This is a genomic window from Synechocystis sp. FACHB-383 (assembly GCF_014698605.1).
Lineage (GTDB): Bacteria > Cyanobacteriota > Cyanobacteriia > Cyanobacteriales > Microcystaceae > Synechocystis > Synechocystis salina.
The window spans coordinates 17,181-34,146 of record NZ_JACJTJ010000018.1; the positions used below are offsets into that span (position 1 = coordinate 17,181).

Consider the following 16,966-nt stretch of genomic DNA (forward strand, 5'->3'; position numbering starts at 1 on the left):
AATCAATGGCCATGGATGGCAATGATAAAAAACAATTACTACTAAAAATCGCCAATTATTTAGACCTTTACCCAGCATTGATAACTTAAGTAGTAGCAACTACTCCATAAATCAATGCTTAAGCTTTAATTAAACTTCAGTGTTGCCTAACCAAGGTTGGATCGCCGTCAACACCGCATCATCAGTTTGCTTGCCCAAAACCTTGCCATCATAGACCACCGCTGGAGCAATGCCGCAGGCTCCAATGCAACGGGCCGTCACCAAGGACATTTGGCCATCTTCGGTGGTTTCTCCGGGCTGGAGATGGATTTCTCGATCCAGGGTTTTCAGCAAATCCCCCGCTCCTTTGACGTAACAAGCTGTTCCTAAACAAACCACACAGGTATGTTTGCCGCTGGGCTTAAGGGAGAATAAATGATAGAAAGTCGCCACCCCAAACACTCGGCTGAGGGGGAGTTTGAGCCCCCGGGCCACATAGAGTAGGACATCTTCCTCCAGATAGCCAAAAATCTCCTGGGCTTTGTGAAGAATTTCAATGAGGGCATCCTGATTAAATTGGTTGCGCTTCATGGTGGCATCCAACACCTTAAAACGCTTGTCTCCACTAGGATGGGCCGCAGATGGGGGCGTAGTTTGGCGATCGGTGGCAACGGTCATGGAAAAACCCTCAAAAAGGAGCAATACAGCCGATAAAAGATGGGGAGAAAGCGTAAACCAGGAAATTTTGACTGCAAAAATTAACCTGATTGCCACCCTTGATTAGGGAAAAATTTTCGTTTCTCCACAATCTTGCCCACAATAACGAACTGAATCTTTATCTGGTTGTCTTCATTGTTACACCAACTTTTTAAAAAGCGAACAAATCTTTAGGTTTCTTCAATATCGATGGTTTAATAGCGACAATTTAGACAACAAAAAAGTTGTTTTATGCGACAAAAATAGCTCAAATAAACTGCTGCAGCTTTTGTTAATATTTCGCAACAAAATTAATAGCCTTTGCTTTTTTTAAATGAATAAAGTTAAATATGGCTTGCCATTCTTGGTAGGATTTTGTACATTAAATACATGGAGCAGAAAGGCTTCACTGGCAGATACAAACAGCCACTTCCGTCCGAAAACCCTAGTTTAACAAGAGAGGTAAAACTGAGCTGTTTCTTTCTAAATCTGTCTCGTTTGTTTCTCATTTCATCGCTCAGATAGCGGACAACACCCAAACCGAAAACAGTCACAGCCCCAATTGCTAGCCATGGGAGATAGGCATTACCCTTGTAATAGGTATTTGCAGCTCCAATCATGCTCGAAGAAAGGAGGGTTAGTAAGACTAGTTACTAGGTTCTGGGTGTTGTTTAATATTGGGATAATTTTTTCAATAGATAGTTAAAAACATAGTTTGCCCGGTGTGGTCAACCATGGGATGGTCAGATGGTTACAAGTCACTTAGATAAATTGTTAGCATTAACCGTCGGACCCATTAGTGAATAACTAACTGTCTAAGTGGTGGTGGTAGATGATTTTATGGGTAATTTGGCTGTGGCTATAGAAGGGTTTAGCCGTCTGCAAAATTTCTTTGACCCAGTTTAGGGTCATGATGGCGTCTAAATAATCTTGTCTACTATTCTTGGCGTCGGGATGGTCAAGGAAGCTAACTGCCAATTCCTGCATTAGCGCCCTAGCAGTGCCGCTACCATAGGAGCTTTCGTCCGATGATTGCTTATGAAAGTCCCAGTCAATAATCCAGGTAAGAATTTTTGCTTTGGCTTGGGTAACCCGATAACCTTTGATGCGATGGGTGTATGTAGTGATGTCAACGTTGCGCTTTTGGCGAATGTATCGGTCGGCTTTGCGGAGATGACCTTTACTTGCTTCTTGCAAAATTTCTTGGTCTAACATTTTATTGAATTCCCGCAGGTTATCCAGGGTGATAAGAATGGAACCAACGGAATTTTGATAGCGTACTTGATAGGCAGCAATGGTAAATTTATGGCTGGGGGGCAGTCGGTATAATTCCCCCTTTTGATCCAGGGATTTTTTGATCAAACTAACTTTTTCCGCCGATAAAGCTTCCGCTTTGGCTTGGCGATTGAGAATGGTATCTAACCCTTGCTGTACCAAAGACTCAACTTTTATGCTACTTAGTTTTGAAAGATCAAAATTCATTTTAACTATACTAACTGATGGATGGGATGAAAAGAGTGGTCAGCAGGGGGAAATTTTGACATGATATTTTTGTCGTAAAAAGATATTAAAGACTACATCAACTAACCCTTAAAATATTGTTTTTCTGTTTCCACTTTAGCAATAAAATTCCCTACTTGTTGCCATTGCTTAGGACATAAAAAGCTGGGCATGCGCGGGAGAAGTGCCATGATCATTTAAAAAATCAGCCTAAATACTCTTGCAAGCAGAAACTTACTGAATATCTGCTTCTTATTCAGGAGGACTAGGGAAAATTGACCATCGCTTGCAGACTTTTCCAGCACATTCCAACTTGACCAGAATTAACTATTACTGAAAATTTTCGTTAACCTTGGGATCAGTTCGCCAAATTTTAGCTATGAAATATGTTGATGAATATCGGGATGCCGAGGTGGTGGCCCATTACCGTCAGGCGATCGCCAGGGAGATCAGCCAACCTTGGACGCTGATGGAAATTTGTGGCGGCCAGACCCACAGCATTGTCAAATATGGTTTGGATACTTTGTTGCCAAAGGATTTGACTCTGATCCATGGCCCCGGCTGTCCTGTGTGCGTCACCCCGATGGCATTAATTGATCAGGCTTTGTGGTTGGCCCGGCAACCGGAGATAATTTTTTGTTCCTTTGGGGATATGTTGCGGGTGCCCGGCAGTGGGGCGGATTTATTGACCGTTAAAGCCCAGGGCGGCGATGTCCGCATTGTCTATTCTCCTCTGGACTGTTTGGCGATCGCCAGGGAAAACCCTAATCGGGAAGTGGTGTTTTTTGGGGTAGGTTTTGAAACCACAGCCCCCGCCACGGCCATGACCATGCACCAAGCTAGGGCCCAACAGATGCATAATTTTAGTTTGCTTTGCGCCCATGTGTTAGTGCCCCCGGCCATGGAAGTCTTATTAGGCAATCCCGATTCCCTCGTGCAGGGCTTTTTAGCAGCAGGCCATGTCTGTACAGTGACTGGGGAAAGGGCTTATCAACGCATTGCGGAAAAATACCAAGTGCCTATAGTTATTACTGGCTTTGAACCGGTGGATATTATGCAGGGCATCCTTGCCTGTGTGCGCCAACTGGAGTCGGGACAATTCACTTGCGACAATCAATATCGGCGATCTGTCCAACCCCAAGGCAATGCCCATGCCCAGAAAATTATTGATCAAGTATTTGAACCAGTCGATCGCCATTGGCGGGGTTTAGGGTTAATTCCCACCAGCGGTTTGGGGCTAAGTCCAGCATTTGCGCCTTGGGATGCCGGAATTAAATTTGCGTCCCTACTGCAAACTATGGCTCCAACGATGGGGGAAACGGTGTGTATTAGCGGCGAAATTTTACAGGGACAACGGAAACCCAGCGATTGTCCAGCCTTTAGTACGACCTGCACCCCAGAACAACCCCTGGGAGCCCCCATGGTTTCTTCGGAAGGGGCCTGTGCGGCCTATTACCGTTACCGTCAACAGGTACCGGAGTCCGTGGGAATGGGGGCCATGTAATGTAGTGGCCTTGCCATTAGAAAATGCCCTCGTTGATGCTTTGTTGCAGCATGGCCCGCAATGAAGCTCGCCAATGGGGAGGGGCTGAACCCAAAGTTTGTACTATTTTTTCATGGGATAGAACGGAGTAGGCTGGCCGTCGAGCCGGCGTGGGATAGGCCGCTGTGGTAATGGGCACCACCTGACGTACCTGAAGGGAAATGCCTAAATTTTCAACTTCCTCAAAAATTGCCACTGCAAAGTCGTACCAACTAGCCACCCCACTATTGCTGTAGTGGTAAATGCCCTGGGCCCGTTGTTGAACCAAAGCGGCGATCGCCTGAGCCAGATCCTTGGCCCAGGTGGGACCACCAATTTGATCCGCCACCACCCGCACTTCTTGCCGCTCTTTGCCCAAGCGCACCATGGTTTTGACAAAATTACCGGAGCCTTTGGCTCCATAAACCCATGCGGTACGGACAATGAGAAATTTAGCGCCACTTTCTGCCAGGGCCCTTTCTCCCTGGAGTTTGCTTTGGCCGTAAACCCCCAGGGGGTTGGTTTGATCAGTCTCTTGGTAAGGGGAACTCTGGCTACCATCAAACACATAGTCGGTGGAGATATGCACCACATAGGCGCCGATTTCCTTGGCCACGTTGGCGATCGCCTGGGGAGCAAGGGCGTTCACTGCGTAGGCTAATTCCGGCTCTGTTTCAGCCCTGTCCACAGCAGTATAGGCAGCGGAGTTGACAATGATATCGGGAGCGAAAGCACGAATTTTATCCCCCAGGGTGGCGGGTTGGGCCAAATCAAAAGTTGCCCTGGTGCCGGTTTGCACTTGCCCACAACGGGATAAAGCAAGGGCCAACTCCTGACCCACTTGCCCTGTGGCCCCCAATAAAAGGATTTTGTCCACCAACTTGACTAAGCTCCCAGGGAAACTTCTGTGCCGATGGGACAGGCCACATTAGTGCCCCCCAAACCGCAGTAACCATTGGGATTCTTAGCCAAATATTGTTGATGATAATCCTCGGCGTAGTAAAAATCCGGGGCCGGTAAAATTTCCGTGGTAATTTCCCCATAGCCCTCCTGTTGGAGAGCTTGCTGATAGGCTTGCTGCGATGCTAAAGCGGCCTGTTGTTGAGCTTCGGAATAGGTATAAATGCCGGAGCGGTATTGGGTGCCGACATCGTTGCCCTGGCGCATGCCCTGGGTGGGATTATGGCTCTCCCAAAAGACTTTGAGCAATTGGTCGTAGCTCACCTGTTGGGGATCAAACACAACGAAAACCACCTCATTATGCCCAGTCATGCCCGTACAGACTTCTTGGTAGGTGGGATTGGGGGTGTACCCAGCCGCATAACCAACGGCGGTGCTGTAAACTCCGGGAATTTGCCAAAATTTACGTTCTGCGCCCCAAAAACAACCTAAACCAAACAGGGCTATCTCCATACCCTGGGGAAAGGGTGCTTTGAGGCTGTGGCCATTGACGAAATGTTTTTCTGGTACGGGTATAGTGGCCGATCGCCCAGGGAGGGCTTCATTGGGGGCAACCATGGCCGTTTTTTTACCGAATAAATCGAAGAATCCCATAATTTTTAAGTTGTTGTTATTTATGAACGCTGAACGAAGCTATGGCCAACGGCTTTTGCTCCGCCTATGGACTAGTGTAACGAAACTGTTACAAACCCGAAGGGTTAAGCCCGGATGTATTCGTAGGCTTCCACATACTGGAGCCCCGGCTTATTCCAAGAGTAATCGTAGGCCATGCCCTGCAACGCCAAGGTTTTAAAGGCCACAGGATCATCCTTATACAAGGCGATCGCCCGACCAAGGGCCGTTTCCAAGGCATACTGATCCGGTTGATAGAAAACAAAACCATTACGTTTTTCCGGGGGATGGTTCTGGTCATAATCCCGGTCAAACACGGTGTTCACCAAACCGCCTACTCCCCGCACCACCGGAATGGCCCCATAACGCAGGCCAATCATTTGGGTCAAACCGCAGGGCTCGTAGTTACTAGGCACCACAATGATATCCGCCGCTCCGTAAATCAGGTGGGCCAACTCCTCATCGAAACCCAACTCCAGATGGACATTGGGATTATCGTTGAGATGTTGTTTTTCGTGCCAGAACCATTTGCTCAGATTCGGTTCGGTGGCGGAGCCGAGCAGTACAAATTGAGATTCCTGGTCAAGGGCGTAGTAGATGGAGTGGTGCACCAAGTGCACACCTTTTTGCCCATCCAAGCGGCCAATAAAGCAGACCATTGGTTTGTTATCGTCCGCTTCCAGCATTAATCTTTCCCGTAAAGCTTGCTTATTTTTTGCCTTATCGCCAAAGGTTTTGGGACCGAAGTTGCTCGCCAAGAGGGGATCAATTTCTGGGTTCCAGACTTCGTAGTCCAAACCGTTCAAAATACCGCCAAATTTTTGCTGATTAAGTTCCAAGGTGTGGCCCAGGCCACAGGAGATATCGGAAAAGCGGGCTTCCCAAGCATGGTGAGGGGAAACGGTGTTGACATAGTTGGAATAGACGATGCCCCCCTTCATGAAGTTAATCGCATTGGGATTGAAATTATCCTGCAGGCGATCGTAGCTGAAATAATAACTGTCATTATTAAGCCCCGTGGCATGGAGAATATTGGCTCCAGCAATGCCCTGGTGTTTGAAATTGTGGATGGTATAGCAAACCCGCTGATGATCCATACCGTGGAAGCGGTAAATTTCGTACAACAACACCGGTACTAGCCCCGTTTGCCAATCGTGGCAGTGGATAATATCCGGGCGTTTGTTGCTACGGAGCAAAAATTCCATGGCCGCCTTGGAGAAAAAAGCAAAGCGCATATGGTCGTCCAAGGCGCCGTAATAATGACCCCGGTTAAAAAAGTTATCAGAAGATTTGGGCTGAATGAAGAAGCAGAGTCTACCGTGGACCCAGCCACAGAAAACGTCACAAAAAATTGAGCTGCCATGCCAGGGCACCTCTAGGTTACGGTAGGCATCGTGTAAACCCCAGATATGGTCATAGCGCATGCAATCATACATGGGCAGGATGAGCTCGACGCAATGGCCCCGCAGTTCCAATTCACGGCTGAGCCCGTAGATAACATCCCCCAATCCTCCGGCCTTGATGACGGGGGCGCATTCTGAGGCAATTTGAACGATGTACATAGAGGCTCCTGATAACAGTTTTTACTCGACGGCGATCGAGTTGATTGTATTTTCCTATATTGCCCCTCTCTTGCAAGTACTGGAGGAGAATTCCCCTGGCTAAGAGGCGATCGCCACCGGAAATTAAAAGATTAAGTTAGTCCAGTAAAGATTTGGTTCACTGCCCATTTTTGGTCGTGGGCCAGGCTTTTTTTGAACCCAAGAATGAAAAACTAACTGCAGTGATGATGCCGTAGCAGTAATGTTTCGACCAGACATTGGGCGGTTTTAAGTCGTTCCGGATCATTAGACTGAGCCACCCAGGCGGCCAACTCATTCAACGAACCATTGACCAAGTGGGCGAAACCCTCAGCATCGACGGTGTTAAGTTGCCCCTCAGAGACGGCGGTCTGAATCGACTCATGGAGTAAACCAAAGCCATATTGATCAATTTCGGTGAGGTCATCCGCGGCCAAAACGGCAGGAGCTTCCACAAATACCAAGCGCCGTAGTTCGTCCTGTTGAGCAACTTCAAGAAATGCCTGACAGCCAACGATTAACTGTTGCCAGTTATTGTCTAGGGGCCGAACTTTCATTTGGATGTAGTTGGTGATTTCGTCATAGGCTTCCACGATGACAGCTTTAAACAGCCCCAGCTTGTCGCCAAATTGATGGTACAGGGCTCCCCTGGTAATGGCTAGCTCACTAATGATTTCTTCGGTGCCCGTGGCGGTATATCCCTGGGTGGCAAACAGGTGACGGGCTCGATCAAGAATGGCGCGGCGAGTTCGTCGAGTTTGTTCCGCTTTGGTTAACTTAGCCGGCATGGGAATTAATTTAACATTCAGACAGTATGTATCTTGACAAAGAAAGGGGCTTCTTTTATTTTTGAGATACATACAGATTGTATCTTTTATGGGGAGTTTTCCCAAAGGAGCTGTGATGTCAACTACGCTAAATACCCGCCAAGCAACCACTGCGGATATTCCATTTCTCGCCAGGATTGAGTACGAGGCTTCCCTGCCGCCGTTAAACCATTGCTTTTGGGAAGATTTATTGGAAGGTACCGGTACCACAGCCTTGGAGTTTATTGAGGCAGAACTAAAGGCTGATGCTTGCAATTGGGGTAATGTGCCGGATTTTCTGATTTTGGAAGCTGAGGGCAAACCTGTTGCTGCCGCCGCTGGCTATGTGCCTGGGACAGAGGACTATTGTCCATTACGCCTATCCCAGCTAGAGGCGATCGCCAAGGAGTTGAACTGGACGAAGGAAAATTTGGCAGCTTTTCGTGGGCAGTATCTGGGGCTTTGGGGCGGAAATTTACGACCGTTTTTTCTCACCCCCCAGGCAACCTGGATTATTGAAAATGTGGCCGTATTACCGGAGGCCCGGGGCCAGGGTTTGGGCAAAGCGTTACTGAGGGCTTTACTGGAAAAAGGGCGATCGCAAGGCCATGAATTTGCTGGCATTATGGTGATCAATGGCAATGACAGGGCCCGTCATACCTATGAATCCGTGGGATTTAAGCCCTATCAAACCTTTTACCAGGATTATTTTTCGGAGCAATTCAAAATTGATTTTCCGGGCGTTACCAAGTTTGGTCTGCGTCTCAACTAGCAAAGAGAGCCACCATGTCTTTGAAAACAGTTCTAGTGGCAGGTGCTAGTCGGGGTATTGGACTGGCGGTGGCAGAGCACTTTGTTGGTCAGTGCGATCGCCTGTGGGCGGTGTCCCGTACGGCGGCTCCGGTGGGTGAATGGGTGCAGGCGGATCTGTCTAACTTGGCAGGGATAGGAACGGTGGTGGAGGCCATTGGCAATTACTCCTTGGATGGCTTGCTATACATGGGGGGGACTTGGGAAACCCATGCCTTTACTTCCCAGTACCGTTTTGAAACCTGTGCCGATGAAGATCTTGTCCGGGTGATTACCGTTAATTTGCTGGCTCCGATGCGCTTGGTGAAGGCGTTACTGCCGGCCCTACGGCGATCGGATAATCCCAAGATTATTTTTATGGGGTCCCTCTCCGGTCGGGATAATTACCCCGGGAGGGAAGTGGCCAATAGTGCATCTAAATTTGGACTGCGGGGGGTGGTGCATTCCCTCAGGGAAGAATTGAGATCAGAGCAAATTGGCGTCACTGTGATTAATCCCGGCAATGTTGGCACCCCTGAAGTAATGGCAGATCTAGCGGCGGATAATTTGGTCGGGGGCGCAGCAATACCCTTGAGCGATCTGCTGTGCATTATTGAGTGTGTCCTTTCCCTATCCCGATCCACCTGCATTAAAGAAATTGATGTACCCGCAATGTTGGGGGATGGCGCTTGATGGCGCTGGGAAAATGGCGGATCTCAAGGAAATTCCTGCAAATATCATAGATAGGGGGTAAAACTGGCCGGCTTTAACCATTGGTAAGGTGTGGTTAGTTTATGATCGGTTCACCCAGATTTTTTTGACTGTGACCCCCATGGAATTAACCCCCGAAACCAAAGCCGCTGTGGTTACCCAAGGCTTGACTAAACGTTTCGATCGCCAGGGGGCGGTGACCAATGTGGATTTAACCATTGCGGAGGGGTCGGTGTATGGTCTGATTGGCCCCAACGGTGCCGGCAAAACTACCCTAATCCGTATGTTGGCCACGGCGGAGGAACCCACCAGGGGAGAAATTTATCTGTTTGGCGATCGCCTAGTGGCGGGGGCAGACAATTTGCGGATCAAGCAATATTTGGGCTATCTACCAGACGATTATCCCCTCTATGAAGACCTGAACGTTTGGGATTATCTCGATTACTTTGCCCGGTTGTACCATCTGAAAAATCCCAGCCGTCGTCACCGCATCCAGGAAGTGTTGGAGCTGGTGCAACTAACCAGTAAACGCCACAGCCGCATTAACAGTCTTTCCCGGGGGATGAAACAACGGTTAAGTTTAGCTCGCACCATTATCCACGAGCCCATTTTACTCCTGCTAGATGAGCCGGTTTCTGGCCTAGACCCCCTGGCTCGGCAACAATTTCGCGACATTATCCGGGTGTTGCAGGCCGCTGGCATGACCATTCTGATTTCCTCCCATGTGCTCAGCGATCTGGCGGAACTCTGCACGGCGATCGGAGTAATGGAGCTGGGTTGTTTGGTAGAAAGCACCACTTTGGCAGATTTGTATAATCGCCTGGGGCAACGCACCATCACCATCACCCTCTTGGGGGGAGTGGAGCAATTGCCGGATTGCCTGAAGGATCAACCCGGTGTGGAGGATTGGCAGATAAACTATGACCAGGGAGATCAGCAAAGTTCCGCCCCAGGGGTCCATTGCTCTGTGATTTTTTCTGGTTCCCCCGCAGACAGCGCCAACCTGCTCAGAAATTTGATCTATGCTGGTTGTCAAGTAAGTCAATTCCATTGTCAACAGGAGGATTTAGAAAGTATTTTCCTCAAACTAGGCCATCAACAGGTTTCTTGACAGTGACAATGACCCTTCCGCCCTGGGTAGTGCCGATGATGTAGCGATTCTCCGCTTAAAACACCGTTAATTTATCCTCCACTAATTTGTTTTCTGTCTAGTTTATTTACCCTCCAATTGAATATTTAATCTGAAATTTATTTGACAGTGAACAGCGTTCTCCCACTGGCATTGTTTCCCTAATAAGGAGCTAACTGCAATCAGCAACCCCTAATCTGATCGGTACTTTGCTAAACGAAACTGGGGGATGAATTAGGATTTAATCAGCGACCAATTGACTTTATTTCTTGCTTTTCCTTGCCCCACTTCGCAGTCACCACCATGAGCAATTTTTTCTCTGTCTATGCCGATCGCCTGGGAGACTGGCATCCCCAACTGTACCGGGAACTCAAAAGCCGTTTCACCGCCACTAAAGTGCGTTGGTTATTGTTAGTTAGTGTAATTTTCCAGAGCGTGGTGCTATTTTTTCGAGCCGGAGAAATCCCCGTACTGGATCCGCTTAAACCCGCTGGGGAGCAATTTAGTCGCTACTGCCTGGGCATCCCACCGGACTGGGAATATAACCGCGGCATTTTTGTTTGTACCCAGGATCTATTGGGGCAGTTACCGGTCAATTGGCGGCTGTGGTGGCTGGATGGCTTCAGTTTTTTGAGCCTGGCCGGGCTGGCTTTATTGCTGGTGGTGGGGGTTTATTTGCTGGTGGCGGATTTACAAAAGGAATGTCAACGGGGCACGTTAAATTTTATTCGCCTTAGTCCCCAGAGCGAGGGCAGTTTTATTTGGGGCAAAATCCTGGGGGTGCCTAGCTTGTTGTATGGATTTTTGCTCACCCTTTTGCCTCTCCACATAATCACTGCTGGAGGAGCAGGCATTTCCTTGCCTCTATTGGCAGGTTACTACGCTGTGGTGCTAGCCGGAGCCAGCTTCTTTTTCCACATTGCCCTCTGGATTGGTTTAAGCAGTAATTCAAAAAGTTATTCCCTTTCTAAAAGTGCGGCGATCGCCGGTTTATGTGCGGTGGGGACGCTGATTGGCACGATTCTAATCATGCAAGACAACGATTGGGAGCCATTTTTCCTCTCTTGGTTATCTCTGTTTTACCCCGGTAAAGCTCTCATTTATTTAGTCCGCTCCACCTTTTTATCCATACCCACCGTCGGTTACCTCGGCCCCAATGAGCTAGACCAATTGCGCTGGTATGGTTGGGATTTATTTCGGTCGGCTCCCCTGGGCATGGGATTTATGGTGGCCAATTTTGCAGTGGGAACCTATTGGATTACCCAAGTATTACGTCGTCGCTTCCGTCGTCCCTTTAGTACTGCGTGGAGCAAGGTTCAAAGCATGGGGGTGACTCTGTCCGTGGTGGCGATCGCCAACGGTTTTTTACTCCAGAGCTATACCCAAGGTGACTATCTAGATTTTCTACTGTTGAACCTGGGTAGCTGGCAGCTGACCCTTTGTTGCTTCTTTTTGGGGTTGACCCTGGCCCTGTGCCCCCAAATTAACTATTTACGGGATTGGAGTCGCTATCGCCACGAGGCCCCCCGGCAGCATCGCACTTGGAGCTGGCAAAATCTAGTATCCGACCATAGTCCTCCCCAAGGGGCGATCGCCATTAATCTTTGCTTCACCGCCCTTTTAACCTTGCCCATGGTGTTATTGTTGCCCTGGCTAGCTCCGGCTCCGGCAGGAGTGACCATTCCTCTCGGGAGTATAGTGGTGGCCTTGGCCATGGGTCTGTTGTGGAATTTTACCTTCGCTACCCTAATCCAGTGGAGTCTGCTGCAGATGCGCTTCCCCCGTCTACTGGTGTTGATTTTATCGGTGGTGGTGATGGTGGTAATCCCCTTGGCGATCGCCATTGGCGCGGGCATTAAGGAAAGCGTCGTTATGTGGTTTAGCCCCCTGCCGTCCATTGCCCTGGTGGAGGGAATTAATTTTCAAACGCCCCTCTTTTTTCTCACAGTCCTCAGCCAAACAGTGGTAATTGTGGCCAGCACCTGGCAATTTAATCGCTACGTCCAACGTCTGGGGCGATCGGAAAGCCAGCAATATCTTGCCCCGGTTCAGCCGGAGTGAGCAAGGGCAAAAATCCATAGTCAATCAACTACAACGCTACCTGCCATCACCATGACCACACCCCTGGGGAAAAAATCAACCATTGCAGACATCCGCTCCCGTTTTGACAAAGATGTTGCGCGTTTTTCTTCCCTCGAAACCGGCCAGGCGACAACCATTGACGCTCCCCTCGCCATGGCCCTAATCACCGAGGCGGCCATTTCTTGTACTAAGAATATCCGCTATGTACTGGATATTGGCTGTGGTGCTGGCAACAACACAATTCGACTGCGTCAATCCGCCAATCATGATTTCAATGTTGATTTACTTGATCTAAGCGTACCCATGCTGATGAAGGCGGCGGAACGTGTCCAACAATTAAACGGAGGTGCAGTGCGTACCATACAGGGGGATTTTCGCTCAGTAAGCCTGCCAAACTCGACCTATGATGTGATTATTGCAGCGGCAGTGTTGCACCATTTACGGGATGACGAAGACTGGTTACAGGCTTTTCAGAAAATTTATGATTTGCTTGCCCCCGGTGGTAGCGTGTGGATTACCGATTTAGTTTTCCACGAGCACCCAGCCGTCCAAGCAATGATGTGGGATCGATACGGTGATTATTTGGTCTCCCTTGGTGATGCGGAGTATCGGGACAAGGTGTTCAGCTACATTGACCGTGAAGATTCTCCCCGGCCTGTCACCTACCAACTTGATTTACTCCGTTCCGTTGGCTTTGACACGGTGGATATTCTCCATAAAAACTCTTGTTTTGCTGCATTTGGGGCGGTGAAGCGCGGAGAATAAAGTGTTAAAACCAAGGATAAAATTTGATACTTTTCTTCGTTAACTTTAGTTAGCTAGAGTTTATTAAACTCCGTCTTGATTAATTCAAGAACTTCTAGAAAAATATACCCGTTGACCTGGGCCCTATGGTATGGGGAAGGGAAAAATTTTGGTCAACAAGAACATCATTAAACAATATTGTCCCACACTGGAGCTAACTGTCCACCAGCAGGACTAGAATTAATCAAAATTAAAACTCTGATCAGCCATATTCTCTGCCAAAATTGATCCCAGGGGAAATGAAATTTATGGAAAATGTCATACACTAATTCCCTTAATAATTCCCGAAGAAAAAATATGTTGTTCTATCACAGGCTAAAGAACTGGTTGCGCAACGGTTTAATTATTTTTCTGCTTAACCTAGTTATGCTGGTGGCGACGGCCTACTTGGTTTATCCCCAAACTGTTAAGCCGACGGCCAATGAGCCGAAAGGGGCGCCGGTGATTTTAGGGGACGAAACACTATTTTATATTCAAGCGAGAATTGCCTCTTTCTCCCCAGAATTCCGGGCCCAGGTAGTTTCTAATCGCATAGTTAGTCTGGCTAAAAATACTGAAGTTAGCCTGAATACACTCAAAATTGTCGACAATGAAGCGGCGGCAACGGCGGATATTCGGGCGGGGGATGAAACCCTAGTGACGATCGCCGATGTGGATGCGGTGGCGGCGGGGCAATCTCGTAAAGAGCTTGCTAACGAATATTTACAGGTCATCAAACAATCAATTACTGATTTTAGGTCCTCCTATAGCATCCATAGTTTAGTGCGGGGAGTAATTTACACACTAATTGCCACAATTATCCTAACTATCAGCTTAATTAGTATCACTAAATCAGTCCCAGTTATTTATCGCCAATTGAGGCGTTGGCGGGGCACCCGGATTCCGGCGTTAAGACTATTTGACACCCAAATTTTATCTGCCCATCGGGTAATTGATCTGATTTCAGAGATCATTAAAGTTGTCCGACTTGCCCTTTTACTGGGAGTTTTCTATCTCTACATTAATCTGGTTTTAAGTTTTTTTCCCTGGACAAAGGGACTGGCTCGGATTTTATTTGAATATGTCCGCACGGCGATTAGCACTCTGGTAGCAGGATTACTTGCTTATTTTCCCAACCTATTTTTTCTCGTGATTATTTGGCTATTCACATCTTATTTTCTTAAAGTAATTCGCTTTTTATTCGCTGAAATCGAGCAAGACAATATCAAGTTTCAAGGATTTTATCGAGAATGGGCTCAACCCACCTATAAGCTGGTGCAATTTCTCGTCTTAGCCTTTGCGGCTACGGTGGCATTTCCTTACTTACCGGGTTCTAAAACCCCTGCTTTCCAGGGAATTTCTATCTTTTTAGGGTTGCTAATTTCCCTCGGTTCTTCATCGGTAATTGCCAATATTTTTGCTGGTATTATGTTGACCTACACCAGGGCATTTTCCGTCGGTGATCGAGTTAAAATCACTGATACCATTGGGGATGTGGTAGAAAAAACATTGTTTGTTACCCGTATTCGTACCATTAAAAATGTGGTGATTACCATTCCCAACTCGGCTGTTTTAGGTAGCCATGTCATTAACTACAGCGCCGCCGCCAGTGATCCGGGAGCGCCGCCCTTAATTCTGCACACTACCATCACCCTGGGCTACGATGTGCCCTGGCGTAAAGTCCATGCCGTACTGATCGAAGCGGCTCTAGTAACAGATCAAATTCTCGAAGACCCTGCACCGTTTGTGTTGCAAACTAGTCTGGATGATTTTTACATCGCCTATGAGTTAAATGCCTATACCCATAATCCAGGCATCATGGCAAAAATTTATTCAGAACTTCATCAAAATCTTCAAGATAAGTGCAACGAAGCCGATATTGAAATTCTTTCGCCCCATTACCGCGCTGTGCGGGACGGTAACCAGACCACCATTCCTGCTGATTATCTACCGTCGGATTATGAAGCACCCGCATTTAAAGTTTCATCCCTCAATGCTCCATCGACAAAGGATAATGGAGTAAATACATCAGAATCTGACCAGACCTAGGGCGACGCATTTTATCTCAGGCAACAGTCGACAAAGCAAAATTATGCATTGGACATTAACCTATGGAAAAGTTAGTCAATATAATTCAAAGCTGGCTCAGTGATCCTAACGTCGTCAAGTTAATTGAAGTTGCCATTGGTATTTTAATTGTCTCCATTGTTTTTAAGATGGCGGCCCGGGGCTTATCCAGTCAAGTTCAAGATGGAGATTTACGTTACCGTATCCGCAAAATTCTGGCTTTTATTAGTTATGGATTTATTGCCCTCCTGATTTTGACAATTTTTAATGAAAACCTCAGACAGTTAACCGTTATTTTTGGTGTAGTGGGCGCAGGGATTGCCTTTGCCCTACAGGAAGTGATTGCCAGTTTTGCCGGTTGGACGGCTATTTCCTTTGGAGAATTTTACAAGATCGGCGATCGGGTTCAGTTAGGGGGCATTATGGGGGATGTGATTGATATTAATCCCCTAAGAACGACACTGATGGAATGTGGCGATTGGGTAAAAGCGGACCTCTACAACGGGCGTATTGTCAGAATTGCCAATAGTTTTGTCTTTAAGGAACCAGTTTTTAATTATTCGGGGGATTTCCCTTTTATTTGGGATGAAATTATTGTTCCGGTAAGGCATGGTGGCGATCATCGACTGGCCAGAAGCATTTTGCAACGGGTCGTTGAAGAAGTGACCGGCTGCTACGTTGAACCAGCTAAAGCTGAATGGAGTCGCATGATCCATAAATACTTGATTGAAAATGCCCAAATTGAGCCATTTGTGACTTTGATTGCCAACGATAATTGGTTAGAGTTTACCGTCAGATACGTCGTGGATTATAAAAAACGTCGGGCAACGAAGGATCGTCTTTTCACTCGGATTTTAGAAGAGATTGAAAGTACTGATCGACGGGTTGAGTTGGCATCCACAACGGTGGAACTTGTCTCCGCCTCCGGTTTACATGTAAGCCTGAAGTCAGGTAATGGATCCAATTAGGCGATCGTAAAACACCCTTTATTTATCCCCATGGAGTTGTTAATTAAGATCAAAAATTTACTGACAATAGCTATTGACAAACTACAGATCTACGATGAAAACACTATCGGTCGAACAACAAATTGCCAATCTTCGTCCAGCCCTGGGAATAGCGGGCCAGATCAATCGGTGGTTCTTGGGGGCAGCCGTTTTGGGGGCGATCGCCTCACTCTTATTTTGGAATCCATTACCTCTGACATTTTCACTTTTTTTTGTCATTGTCGGATTTTCCAGAAGAAAACTGGGCTCCAATCTGATTGCAGCCATATCTGCTTTTGATAAGGAAGTTCCTTCATGGGGAGAGGTTTCCATTACCATTACTCGTTGGAATGCCGATAATCATTACCACGGAATTGTGCGGGAAACGGGTTATCCCAATTGGAAATATCAATTTATCCCCCAGGGTTGGCGACCAGTACCGGGTACTTACCCTGCCAAGATATGGCGCACTGGTATTGATGGCAGACCCATTCTTACCGTTGTCCAAGAAGGAATTATGATTCCCACTGGTGATGCTAGGGTCGAGTCGGACTCCATTGAAAATTAACCTAGAATTGACAGAGCAACATATTGGTGGTGCAAAAATAATCAGGAAATTGATTAAGCGCTAGGCGATCGCCTTGGTTGGAATTATAGCTAATTAGGATAATTATGAGACGTTAGGCTATGCAGTAATCTTGAATAACCTTATCTATGCTAGTACCCGGAGGTGCGTACATTCTCGCCCTCTTTAATGCACTAAA

15 protein-coding genes are annotated in these 16,966 nt (G+C 47.5%); 9 read left to right on the forward strand and 6 right to left on the reverse strand.

The features are described from left to right. Positions 1-129 precede the first annotated feature (129 nt). Both hoxE and H6G45_RS03765 read right to left on the reverse strand, forming a co-directional pair. Positions 130-657, reverse strand: a complete 528-nt coding sequence (gene hoxE, locus H6G45_RS03760) for a bidirectional hydrogenase complex protein HoxE (RefSeq protein ID WP_190596753.1) — start codon at positions 655-657, stop codon at positions 130-132. An 825-nt stretch (positions 658-1,482) separates the two neighbouring features. Then, positions 1,483-2,157, reverse strand: coding sequence for a hypothetical protein (locus tag H6G45_RS03765; RefSeq protein ID WP_190596756.1), 675 nt, complete (start codon positions 2,155-2,157; stop codon positions 1,483-1,485). Between the two features lie 397 nt (positions 2,158-2,554). Between H6G45_RS03765 and hypD the strand changes: the two genes are divergently transcribed. Beyond that, the gene (hypD, locus tag H6G45_RS03770; protein ID WP_190596757.1) at positions 2,555-3,679 is read left to right on the forward strand and encodes a hydrogenase formation protein HypD; all 1,125 of its coding nucleotides are present in this window, start codon (positions 2,555-2,557) and stop codon (positions 3,677-3,679) included. 16 nt (positions 3,680-3,695) lie between these two features. Here the strand turns inward: hypD and rfbD are convergent, their stop codons facing one another. From rfbD to H6G45_RS03790, 4 genes are all read right to left on the reverse strand, one after another. Next, entirely contained in the window at positions 3,696-4,574 is an 879-nt protein-coding gene (gene rfbD / locus H6G45_RS03775; RefSeq protein ID WP_347338242.1) for a dTDP-4-dehydrorhamnose reductase, read from the reverse strand. Positions 4,575-4,582: 8 nt separating this feature from the next. After that, entirely contained in the window at positions 4,583-5,251 is a 669-nt protein-coding gene (msrA, locus tag H6G45_RS03780) for a peptide-methionine (S)-S-oxide reductase MsrA (protein WP_190596761.1), read from the reverse strand. 104 nt (positions 5,252-5,355) lie between these two features. After that, on the reverse strand, positions 5,356-6,831 hold the full coding sequence (gene glgA / locus H6G45_RS03785) for a glycogen synthase GlgA (RefSeq protein WP_190596763.1): 1,476 nt from the start codon (positions 6,829-6,831) through the stop codon (positions 5,356-5,358). Positions 6,832-7,043: 212 nt separating this feature from the next. Next, positions 7,044-7,637 carry a TetR/AcrR family transcriptional regulator gene (locus H6G45_RS03790; RefSeq protein WP_190596765.1) on the reverse strand — a complete coding sequence of 198 codons (594 nt, stop codon included), beginning with the start codon at positions 7,635-7,637 and terminating at the stop codon, positions 7,044-7,046. A 115-nt stretch (positions 7,638-7,752) separates the two neighbouring features. Between H6G45_RS03790 and H6G45_RS03795 the strand changes: the two genes are divergently transcribed. The 8 genes from H6G45_RS03795 (at position 7,753) to H6G45_RS03830 (ending at position 16,770) form a co-directional block, all read left to right on the forward strand. Beyond that, a complete protein-coding gene (locus tag H6G45_RS03795) occupies positions 7,753-8,427 on the forward strand; it encodes a GNAT family N-acetyltransferase (RefSeq protein WP_199309564.1) in 675 nt (224 codons plus the stop codon). A 14-nt stretch (positions 8,428-8,441) separates the two neighbouring features. After that, a complete protein-coding gene (locus H6G45_RS03800; protein ID WP_190596769.1) occupies positions 8,442-9,137 on the forward strand; it encodes an SDR family oxidoreductase in 696 nt (231 codons plus the stop codon). 130 nt (positions 9,138-9,267) lie between these two features. Continuing rightward, positions 9,268-10,266, forward strand: coding sequence for an ATP-binding cassette domain-containing protein (locus H6G45_RS03805; RefSeq protein ID WP_190596785.1), 999 nt, complete (start codon positions 9,268-9,270; stop codon positions 10,264-10,266). Between the two features lie 321 nt (positions 10,267-10,587). Next, the gene (locus H6G45_RS03810; protein ID WP_190596771.1) at positions 10,588-12,345 is read left to right on the forward strand and encodes a hypothetical protein; all 1,758 of its coding nucleotides are present in this window, start codon (positions 10,588-10,590) and stop codon (positions 12,343-12,345) included. A gap of 51 nt (positions 12,346-12,396) precedes the next feature. Beyond that, entirely contained in the window at positions 12,397-13,131 is a 735-nt protein-coding gene (locus H6G45_RS03815; RefSeq protein WP_190596773.1) for a class I SAM-dependent methyltransferase, read from the forward strand. A gap of 336 nt (positions 13,132-13,467) precedes the next feature. Next, positions 13,468-15,198: a mechanosensitive ion channel family protein gene (locus tag H6G45_RS03820; RefSeq protein WP_190596775.1), complete on the forward strand. Its 1,731-nt coding sequence runs from the start codon at positions 13,468-13,470 to the stop codon at positions 15,196-15,198. A gap of 62 nt (positions 15,199-15,260) precedes the next feature. Continuing rightward, positions 15,261-16,184 carry a mechanosensitive ion channel domain-containing protein gene (locus H6G45_RS03825; protein WP_190596777.1) on the forward strand — a complete coding sequence of 308 codons (924 nt, stop codon included), beginning with the start codon at positions 15,261-15,263 and terminating at the stop codon, positions 16,182-16,184. A gap of 94 nt (positions 16,185-16,278) precedes the next feature. After that, positions 16,279-16,770 carry a hypothetical protein gene (locus tag H6G45_RS03830; protein ID WP_190596779.1) on the forward strand — a complete coding sequence of 164 codons (492 nt, stop codon included), beginning with the start codon at positions 16,279-16,281 and terminating at the stop codon, positions 16,768-16,770. Positions 16,771-16,966 lie beyond the last annotated feature (196 nt).